We start from the raw sequence: 8,032 nt of genomic DNA, 5'->3' as shown, positions 1-8,032 counted from the left end.
CCGCTACCCACACCCAGGGCGCGTCTACACCAACCACCTCAAGCCGGACACCCCTCACGACTTTGCCGGGGCCCTGGAGGGCTGAGGCTCCGCTACTGGACGCCGTTTTGCGGACACAGCGTCGCATAGTTGATCAGCCGATGAAAGGCTCTGCTCGTCGTTCGTAGCCGTGTTCGATGCGCAGCCGCATCGACGGGTGGATGGCCAAGCTGTCGAGTTCGGCTTGAGCGACCCACTGAACCGCCGACGATTCCTGGCCGTTGCACCACCGACGTCTCCTCCGACATCGTGCTCGGGCACGGCTGGGCCGCCCGCGGCTACTCCTCCAACACCATCGACCCCAACAACCAGGGCGCCGGCTACCTCATCTCCGAAGGCGGCATCCCCAACCTCGTCAAGGCCGCCTACATGACCGACGCCGACATCATCCGCGTCGCCGACTACGCCGCCTGGACCCGCCGCCACACTCGCACCGACATCCCGACCACCGAAACGACGGTGGCGGCATGAGCACCCGGACCGCTGTCCCGACCCGGGTCCTAGACCTGGTGCTCGTCGGCACTGACGAAGACATCGCCGCCCTCACGACCATTGCCCGCCACGCGGGCGTACTCGTCTTCCGCTCCGCACCCACCGCCGCCGGACCGCACGACAACCGGCAGCGGGTGTTCCTCCGGCTCCACCTGCACGACCGATAGAGGAACGGCCGACGAACCGGGACCTGCCCTGAGAAAGCGAACCCGGCCCGTCGGCCACCAACCAACGCCCACGAAAGGACGTGGCCGCCGTGAACCCTACCCAACAACAGCCGCAAACCTCCGGCGCGCTGGCCGACCTGACCCGGCCGACATCATGCGCTGCGCCGCCCGCTACCTCGAACTGCACGGCTGGACGCAAGGCGTCTACCGCGTCACCCACGACACCCCGTTCCCGCCGGCCTGCGCTGCCGGTGCCATCGGCATGGCCGCTCACGGCCGCTGCATCTGGCTTCCGCACGACGTCAAGGCCAAGCCCGGCGCGCGTGACTACACCCACCGCTCTCGACGCCCTCTCCGACTTCCTCGACCTCAACGAGTCGCAGCCTCGAAAGACCGAGGACGACGACCCGACCTGTCCCTTGTCCTGGAACGACCGGCCCGGTCAGAGCGCCGAGCAGGTCATCGCGACCCTCCGGGCCGCCGCCGACAGCTACGACTGGGACCACGCCACCGAGGACGAGCTCGAAACCTACGCCGAGCACGCGTACGGCAACGAGCAGCTCCCGACCCGCGACGGCTTCCTCGCCTGGCTCGGTGCCCGATGAGCACCGTCGCCGCCCTTCCGACCGGCAACGTCCACGCGATCCTCGACCGCGCCGCCCTCTACCTGAGCCGCCACGGCTGGACCCCCACCGGCCTCTACGACACCCACGACGGCTGCACCGCGAAGTGCGCCTGCCACCGCACCGGCACCTACCCGGCGTCAATCATCGGCGCGATCCTAGCGGCCGTATTCGGCCAGCCCCGCTGGTATCTCACCGGCGTCACCGACGCCGACCAGCACACCTACAGCGCCGCCGTCGAGTGGTTCAACACCTACCTCATCGCCGTCGGCTACGCCGGACTCCACGCCCCGGTCTTCGCCTGGGAAACCCTGCCCGGCCGCACGGCCGGCGACGTTATCGAGGCGCTGTGCGCCGCCGCCATCGCCTACCGCAAGCACACCATCCGGAGGGCCGCATGAGCACCGCCGCCCACACCCCCGACCTGACACGTACGTGTCAAGACGACATCTCCACCGCCGCCCTGCTCCGCACCCTGGAAGTCGCCTGGGCTGCCATTCGCAACCAGCACCCCGAGGTCCCGGCGGCCGTCCTCGTTGTCGGCTCCGGCTCCCCCACCAAGCCCACCCAGGGCATGAAGTGGGGCCACTTCGCCGCCCTGCGCTGGCAGCACGGCGACACCCAACTCCCCGAAATCCTCATCTCCGGCGAGGGCCTGTCCCGCGAACCCGAAGCCGTGTTCACCACCCTGCTGCACGAGGCCACCCACGCCCTGGCCGACGTCCGCGGCATCCAGGACACCTCCCGCCAGGGCCGCTGGCACAACAAGAAGTTCTCCACGCTCGCCGCGGAACTCGGCATGTCTAAGACCAAGGACGACAAGCTCGGCTACTCCCCCTGCACCCTCACCGACATCACCCGCGCCCGCTACCGGGCCGTCATCGCCGACCTGACCGACGCGCTGCGCTTCTACCGCCACCCCGAACCCACCGGGGAGGGCAAGCAGCGCACGAACAACAACAACGGCGTGGCCTGCGAGTGCGAATGCCCCCGCAAGCTGCGCATCTCCACCACGGCCTTCGAAGAGGGGCCGATCGTCTGCGCCGTCTGCTCGGCGGCGTTCCTGCCCGAGGACGTCGACCGGGACACCTACGAGCACCCCACCTTCACCACCGGCGCCTCTGCCGGCGACGACGACCACGACCAGGACTACGCCGACCGGGAGGACGACGACCCGATGGTGTTCTACGACCCGACCGGCGAGCGCTACGGCCTGCCGACGTACCCCTTCAAGCTCGCCCCCGACGGGCTGCTCACCCGCCGCCAGCTCCGCGCCCGGCAGCTGCGCCCCGGCGGCCAGGACCCCGCCGCGCAACTGATGTGGCGTCGCGGCAAGCGCGTCGCCTACCTCTACCGCCTCGACCTCGCCCGACCCAAGCGCACAGCCACCGCCGCCCAACGCGGGGCCATCGACAAGGCGCTCACCGCGCGGCGCACCTGCCCCACCTGCGGCCAGGTCAAGCCCTACTACATCCCCCGTCGCACCGGCGCATGCCTCGACTGCACCTCAGGAGGTGCCCGATGACCGACTCACCCGCCAACGTCGCTGCCCAGCAGCGCATGACTCCCGACGACTACGCCGTCACCACTATCGCCCGTGACTTCGCCGAGCGCGGCCCGCTGGCCTTCGAATCGTTCCTTTCGGGCTACTACGCCGAGTCCATCCGCATCATCCGCGACGCCCATGTCACCGACTGCACTGCCGGTCACGGCGACCCCTGCGCCACCTGCGAGGCGATCCGCGGCGGACTCACCGGCATACACGCCGAGCAACGCGCCACCGACCCGAAGGCGGCGTCATGACCACCACGAAGAAGAACGGCCGCGTCTACGCCTACATCGGCGCGTTCTCCGGCGGACTCGTGTCCGTCGCCGCCAACATCGCCCACTCGTTCATCGCCCCGACGAACGCTCCGGCCGACTGGAGCCCGGAGCCGGGAGCCGTGGTCTCCGCGGTCGTGTGGCCGCTGTTCCTGTTCATCGCCATCGAGATCCTTGCTCGCACGCCCTAGCCGACGGGCTGGGGCTGGAACGTGCTGCGCTGGGTCGGGCTGCCGCCCGTCGCCCTGGTCGCCGCGTTCGTGTCCTACCGGCACCTGTCCGGACTGCTCGACCACTACAACGAGGAAACCCTCGTCGTCTGGTTCGGTCCCCTCGCCGTGGATGGCCTGATGCTCATGGCCACCTCCGCCCTCCTCGCCACCGGAAACCGCACCACCCGGCCCGAACTCGTCCCGGCACCTGCGCCGGCCACCACCGCTGAGGCCCCGTCACCTGACATGCCCGCCTCGCCGCTGGTCCGCCCGGCCGCCGGGACCCCGGCCACCAACCCCGCGCCCGACACCGACACCCAACCCATCGAACCCGTCAACCCGCCCACCTCCGGCGAGGACACCGACACCCCGACGACGGTCGAGCCGACCCCGGACACCACCGGCACCGACACGACCCCGGCACCTGTGGCGCCGCAACCGGTAACCGCCGATCTGCCGCCCGCGCTGCTGTCCAACGCCCGGCTCGTCGCCGCCGCGCACGCCAAGGCCCACGGTGAACCGATCAACCCGGGCCAGCTCGCCGTCCGGCTGCGCGTACCCACCAACACGGCCGCCGACCTCCTTACGGCCCTCACCAACCAACCGACCATCAACGACCACCAGCACAACGGCACTGCCGTGGGAGCCACCGCGTGACCTCCTCGACGCTGCCTCTCGCACCCGGGACCACCACGGTCCCGGGTTCGGGAGCCTCCGCCGAGCCCGGCGCCGGTTACTGGCCCTGGGCCACCCCGACCTCCACCCGCCCCGCTGACGACGGCTGGGTACGCGGACACGACCCCCGCACCGTCGCCTCCGGCCGCGCCCGTGCCCAGGACCCCGACTACCCGGACTGGCTCGGCCACGTCCGCGCCGCCTCGGCGTGCAAGCACCCCATCCGCCTCGCCGGGCAGATCCACGTCAACGACCGCGACGGCAACCGCATGGCCACCATCGACACCGAGGACATGCCCGACGGAGCGATCTACACCCCGTGCGGCAACCGCCGCGCCGCCGTCTGCCCCTCATGCGCCGAGGTCTACCGCCGGGACACCTACCACCTCATCAAGGCCGGCCTCCAAGGTGACCGGTGGGGACTGCCGCCCCTGCACGAGCACATCGCCATCTTCCTCACCGCCACCGCCCCTTCGTTCGGGCCGGTGCACCACCGGGTCGTGAAGGCCCACGCCGCGGACTGCCGCCGCAAGGACGGCTGCACCTGCCGCGCCTCCGTCTGCCACCCGTTCGGCCGTACCTGCCCCCACGGCGTGCACCTGCGCTGCGGGCAGCGACACAAAGCCGGTGACGGCCAGCTCGGGCAGCCGCTGTGCCTGGACTGCTACGACCACACCGCCCAAGTCGTGTGGAACCACGAAGCACCCGAGCTGTGGCGCCGCACCATCCAGCAGGTCGACCGGGAGCTACGCCGCCTCGGCCGCGCCCACGGCGTCGAGCTACGCCGCCGCTACATCAAGGTCTACGAGTTTCAGGTACGCGGCGTCATCCACTACCACGCCCTCATCCGCCTCGACGGCCACAACCCCGACTGCCCCGGCGCGATCGTCCCCCCACCCCGTCAGATCACCCGCGACATGTTCGAGGAAGCCGCACGGGCCGCCTTCGTCAAGACGGCCTATACCTCGGCCCCGCACCCGGCCAACGGCGGCGAGGGCTGGCACATCGCGTGGGGCGACAAGGGCCTGGACATCAAGCACGTCAACGCCCCCGGCGGTGAGGTCACCTCGCTCAGATCACCGGCTACATCGCCAAGTACGTCACCAAGAGCACCGAAGTAACCGGCCTGAGCCTGCGCCGCGTCGACGACCTCTCCGTCGACGTTCACGGCGACCCCCGCACCCACCTCGGACGGCTCATCCGGGCCTGCTGGGACCTCGGCGAGCACCCCGACTACACCCGGTTGCGGCGGTGGGCGCACCAGTTCGGCTACGGCGGCCACATCACCACCAAGAGCCGCGCCTTCTCCGCCACCCTCGGCTTCATCCGCATGCAGCGCACCATCTGGCGCCGCACCGAAGGCCACCCCCACAACTGGGACGACGAGCAAGCCGAGCAGGTCATCTACGAACTCGGCTACCACGCCACCGGCTGGATCACCACCGGCGACGCCCTCCTGGCCAACACCGCCGCAGCAATGGCCCGCGCCCGACACCTTGCCGGCCTCGATGCCCTGGCCGACGAGCTGGCGCAGCAGCGGACCGCCACCCGATCCCTGGCCGCTTGACACGTACGTGTCAACGACCCCGTGAGCTTGTTCCTTGACAACTCCACAGCGGACATGAGCACCAGCCCGGTCCCGGCATGTACAGCAGCACCCGCCCCGACGACGGCAGCAACCGCCTGCACCCACACCCCCTCATCCACCGAAGGAGGCACCATATGAACGGGAGCCCAGCCCCCATCGTGCCCAAGTGGCACTCCCCCGCCGAGGTCGCCGCGATCCTTGGCTACGGCTTGTCGAAAGTGAAGATGAAGATCGCCACCGGGGAACTGCGCTCGATCAAGGACGGCAAGTACCGACGCATCCTGCCCGAATGGATCGATGAGTACATCCAAGCGCAGATCGATCGGGAGGAGGCGGCCTGATGCCCGGCAAACGCGCCAATGGCGAAGGCTCGATCTTCCCGTACCGGAATGGCTTCGCCGCTTACGTCTGGGTCACCAAGCCCGACGGCAAACGCGCCCGCAAGTACGTCTACGGCAAGACGCGAGAGGAGGCCCACGAGAAGTGGGTCCGGCTACACCAGCAAGCCAAGGCCGGGCCGGTCGCCACGAACGTCCCCACTGTCGCGAACTACATGACCTACTGGCTGGCCGAAATCGTGGAGCCGAATCTCGCGCCGTTGACCTACGCCACTTACGAGACGCTGACCCGCCTCTACATCGTGCCCGGCCTCGGCGCCAAGCGGCTCGACGGCCGCCTGTCCGTGCGGGAGGTCCAGACCTGGCTCAACAAGGTCGCCAAGACCTGCCAGTGCTGCGTCCAGGGCAAGGATGAACGCCGGCCACCGAAGAACCGGAAATGCTGCGCGGTCGGGCGGTGCTGCCAGGATCTCCCCTCGGCCCGGACGGTCAAGGGAATCCGCGCCGTTCTCCGCTCCGCGCTCTCCCAAGCCGTCGTGGAGGAGCTGGTCGCCAAGAACGTCGCTGCACTCGTCAAGCTCCCGCCGATCCGCGCGCGCAAGGGGAAGTCGTGGAGCAGCGAGCAGGCCCGCGCCTTCCTGGAATCGTCCCGCGACGGCGACGACTACCTCTACGCCGCCTACGTCCTGGTCCTCGTGCTCGGCCTACGCAAGGGCGAAGTCCTCGGGCTCACCTGGGACCGCATCGAGTGGGTGGGCTGGGACAAGCCCTGCGTCCCACATGGGGAGGAGTTCTGCGAGCACTGCCGCGACGACCACGACATCAGACTCGTCATCGACAAGCAGCTCCAACGAGTACGCGGCCAACTCCTGCACCGGGCCACCAAGACCGAGGAGTCCGACGCTCCCCTACCCCTGCCGGCCATCTGCGTCACCGCGCTGCGGCATCGCTATCGGCAACAGGAGGCGGCCAGGGAGAAGGCGGGCGAGGCGTGGCACGACACCGGCATGATCTTCACGACCCGCTACGGGTTGCCAGTCGAGCCGCGGAACTTCAACCGCTCCTACGACAGCCGCATCGCCCGCGCCGCCGTCCCAAAGATCACCGTTCACGACGCCCGGCGCACCTGCGGTTCGCTGCTGGTCGACTTGGACGTGCATCCCCGGGTCGCCATGGCGATCCTGAGACACGCCGACTTCTCGATCACGATGGAGATCTACAGCCAGGTCTCATCGAAGGCGACCCGGGAGGCTCTGCGGAAGCTCGGTCAGAGCCTCGATCAATGAGCCGTTGCTGTACTTCGCTGCTGTACAAGATCAGAAAAGGCCATCCGGAAGATCCCGAATGGCCTTTGACCTGCGTCGGGACGGCCGGATTCGAACCGACGACCCCTTGACCCCCAGGCAACCAACATAGGGCTCTGGCCTGCCGCTTTGTGGGCTTTGAACTGCTGGAACCGTCCATCAATGTCCCCGCTCGTCCACTGGCGTCCGTCCCGATCGTCACCCAGTTGGTCACCCGCTTTCCAGTGATGATCGGATGGGGGTGCCGGGCGGAATGCGCCGCCAGACACGTGGCTCCTCGCCCCAGGGGCACCAAAAGATCACGCCAGGTTCGGCCAGCGCGACAGCCCGATCGTTGGCGTCGCGTGCGGGAAGGGCGTCTTGCCAACGCACTCGGCGTACCCCGGCCTCCCGAGCTGCTCGCGCGGCATGCGTCGCGCGCTCCGCAGCAATCAGTACGTGTATGGGTTCGCACGCATCGGCTGGCACCGGCACGAGGAGCAAGTAGACCTCCACTGCCTGATGGTGACAGGGCACTTTGCGGACTTGCGGCGGACCCTCCGGGCATCTACGAACCGTCAGACCCGAAAATCCAATGGTGAGTGGGCAGGCGGCAGCACCCGGCGCAGCGCAGCGGAGCCGGGTGTGGGTGGCTTGGGTCAGGCGGCTTCGGGTTCGGCGATGATGGCCTTGCCGTCGCGGATGGTGATCTTTTGGCCGGTGACGGCCTGGAGTTGCGTGGCGAGGTTTCGGGCCCTGCGCTGTTTGTCGATGCGCGTGTCGAAATAGTCGGC

Annotated in this window: 12 protein-coding genes and 1 pseudogene; all 13 read left to right on the top strand. The window is 69.0% G+C overall.

What is annotated here, in order from left to right; translation table 11 throughout:
- Positions 1-288 precede the first annotated feature (288 nt).
- The 13 genes and pseudogenes from ACVCAH_RS36995 (at position 289) to ACVCAH_RS36935 (ending at position 7,241) form a co-directional block, all read left to right on the top strand.
- Complete coding sequence (locus ACVCAH_RS36995) at positions 289-510, top strand: hypothetical protein (RefSeq protein WP_447140858.1); 222 nt, start codon at positions 289-291, stop codon at positions 508-510.
- On the top strand, positions 507-698 hold the full coding sequence (locus ACVCAH_RS36990) for a hypothetical protein (protein ID WP_447140857.1): 192 nt from the start codon (positions 507-509) through the stop codon (positions 696-698). Before ACVCAH_RS36995 ends, ACVCAH_RS36990 begins: the two co-directional genes overlap by 4 nt.
- 154 nt (positions 699-852) lie before the next feature.
- Positions 853-999 (top strand): annotated as a pseudogene (locus tag ACVCAH_RS36985) (DUF6197 family protein); the annotation flags it as partial.
- Between the two features lie 22 nt (positions 1,000-1,021).
- The gene (locus ACVCAH_RS36980) at positions 1,022-1,303 is read left to right on the top strand and encodes a DUF6197 family protein (protein ID WP_447140856.1); all 282 of its coding nucleotides are present in this window, start codon (positions 1,022-1,024) and stop codon (positions 1,301-1,303) included.
- Positions 1,300-1,722, top strand: a complete 423-nt coding sequence (locus tag ACVCAH_RS36975; protein ID WP_447140862.1) for a DUF6197 family protein — start codon at positions 1,300-1,302, stop codon at positions 1,720-1,722. The genes ACVCAH_RS36980 and ACVCAH_RS36975 overlap by 4 nt, the downstream gene beginning before the upstream one ends.
- 776 nt (positions 1,723-2,498) lie before the next feature.
- Positions 2,499-2,846: an RRQRL motif-containing zinc-binding protein gene (locus tag ACVCAH_RS36970; protein ID WP_447140861.1), complete on the top strand. Its 348-nt coding sequence runs from the start codon at positions 2,499-2,501 to the stop codon at positions 2,844-2,846.
- Positions 2,843-3,124 carry a hypothetical protein gene (locus ACVCAH_RS36965; RefSeq protein WP_447140855.1) on the top strand — a complete coding sequence of 94 codons (282 nt, stop codon included), beginning with the start codon at positions 2,843-2,845 and terminating at the stop codon, positions 3,122-3,124. Before ACVCAH_RS36970 ends, ACVCAH_RS36965 begins: the two co-directional genes overlap by 4 nt.
- The gene (locus ACVCAH_RS36960; protein ID WP_447140854.1) at positions 3,121-3,333 is read left to right on the top strand and encodes a hypothetical protein; all 213 of its coding nucleotides are present in this window, start codon (positions 3,121-3,123) and stop codon (positions 3,331-3,333) included. The genes ACVCAH_RS36965 and ACVCAH_RS36960 overlap by 4 nt, the downstream gene beginning before the upstream one ends.
- Positions 3,334-3,354: 21 nt before the next feature.
- Positions 3,355-4,011 carry a hypothetical protein gene (locus ACVCAH_RS36955; protein WP_447140853.1) on the top strand — a complete coding sequence of 219 codons (657 nt, stop codon included), beginning with the start codon at positions 3,355-3,357 and terminating at the stop codon, positions 4,009-4,011.
- Complete coding sequence (locus ACVCAH_RS36950; protein WP_447140852.1) at positions 4,008-5,150, top strand: replication initiator; 1,143 nt, start codon at positions 4,008-4,010, stop codon at positions 5,148-5,150. The genes ACVCAH_RS36955 and ACVCAH_RS36950 overlap by 4 nt, the downstream gene beginning before the upstream one ends.
- Positions 5,105-5,596, top strand: coding sequence for a replication initiator (locus ACVCAH_RS36945; protein WP_447140860.1), 492 nt, complete (start codon positions 5,105-5,107; stop codon positions 5,594-5,596). Before ACVCAH_RS36950 ends, ACVCAH_RS36945 begins: the two co-directional genes overlap by 46 nt.
- A gap of 155 nt (positions 5,597-5,751) precedes the next feature.
- Complete coding sequence (locus ACVCAH_RS36940; RefSeq protein WP_447140859.1) at positions 5,752-5,958, top strand: excisionase family DNA-binding protein; 207 nt, start codon at positions 5,752-5,754, stop codon at positions 5,956-5,958.
- A complete protein-coding gene (locus tag ACVCAH_RS36935) occupies positions 5,958-7,241 on the top strand; it encodes a tyrosine-type recombinase/integrase (protein WP_447140851.1) in 1,284 nt (427 codons plus the stop codon). The genes ACVCAH_RS36940 and ACVCAH_RS36935 overlap by 1 nt, the downstream gene beginning before the upstream one ends.
- The last annotated feature ends 791 nt before the right edge of the window (positions 7,242-8,032 follow it).

It is taken from the genome of Micromonospora sp. LZ34, assembly GCF_052981855.1.
Note: the sequence above shows the minus strand (reverse complement) of the source record. Positions and strands in the feature narration are given on the sequence as shown.

What these genes read in the sequence shown, in the direction of transcription:
- ACVCAH_RS36990 (WP_447140857.1), top strand. Translation starts at nt 507, where the DNA reads ATGAGCACCCGGACCGCTGTCCCGACCCGGGTCCTAGACCTGGTGCTC.
- ACVCAH_RS36975 (WP_447140862.1), top strand. Translation starts at nt 1,300, where the DNA reads ATGAGCACCGTCGCCGCCCTTCCGACCGGCAACGTCCACGCGATCCTC.
- ACVCAH_RS36970 (WP_447140861.1), top strand. Translation starts at nt 2,499, where the DNA reads ATGGTGTTCTACGACCCGACCGGCGAGCGCTACGGCCTGCCGACGTAC.
- ACVCAH_RS36965 (WP_447140855.1), top strand. Translation starts at nt 2,843, where the DNA reads ATGACCGACTCACCCGCCAACGTCGCTGCCCAGCAGCGCATGACTCCC.
- ACVCAH_RS36960 (WP_447140854.1), top strand. Translation starts at nt 3,121, where the DNA reads ATGACCACCACGAAGAAGAACGGCCGCGTCTACGCCTACATCGGCGCG.
- ACVCAH_RS36940 (WP_447140859.1), top strand. Translation starts at nt 5,752, where the DNA reads ATGAACGGGAGCCCAGCCCCCATCGTGCCCAAGTGGCACTCCCCCGCC.
- ACVCAH_RS36935 (WP_447140851.1), top strand. Translation starts at nt 5,958, where the DNA reads ATGCCCGGCAAACGCGCCAATGGCGAAGGCTCGATCTTCCCGTACCGG.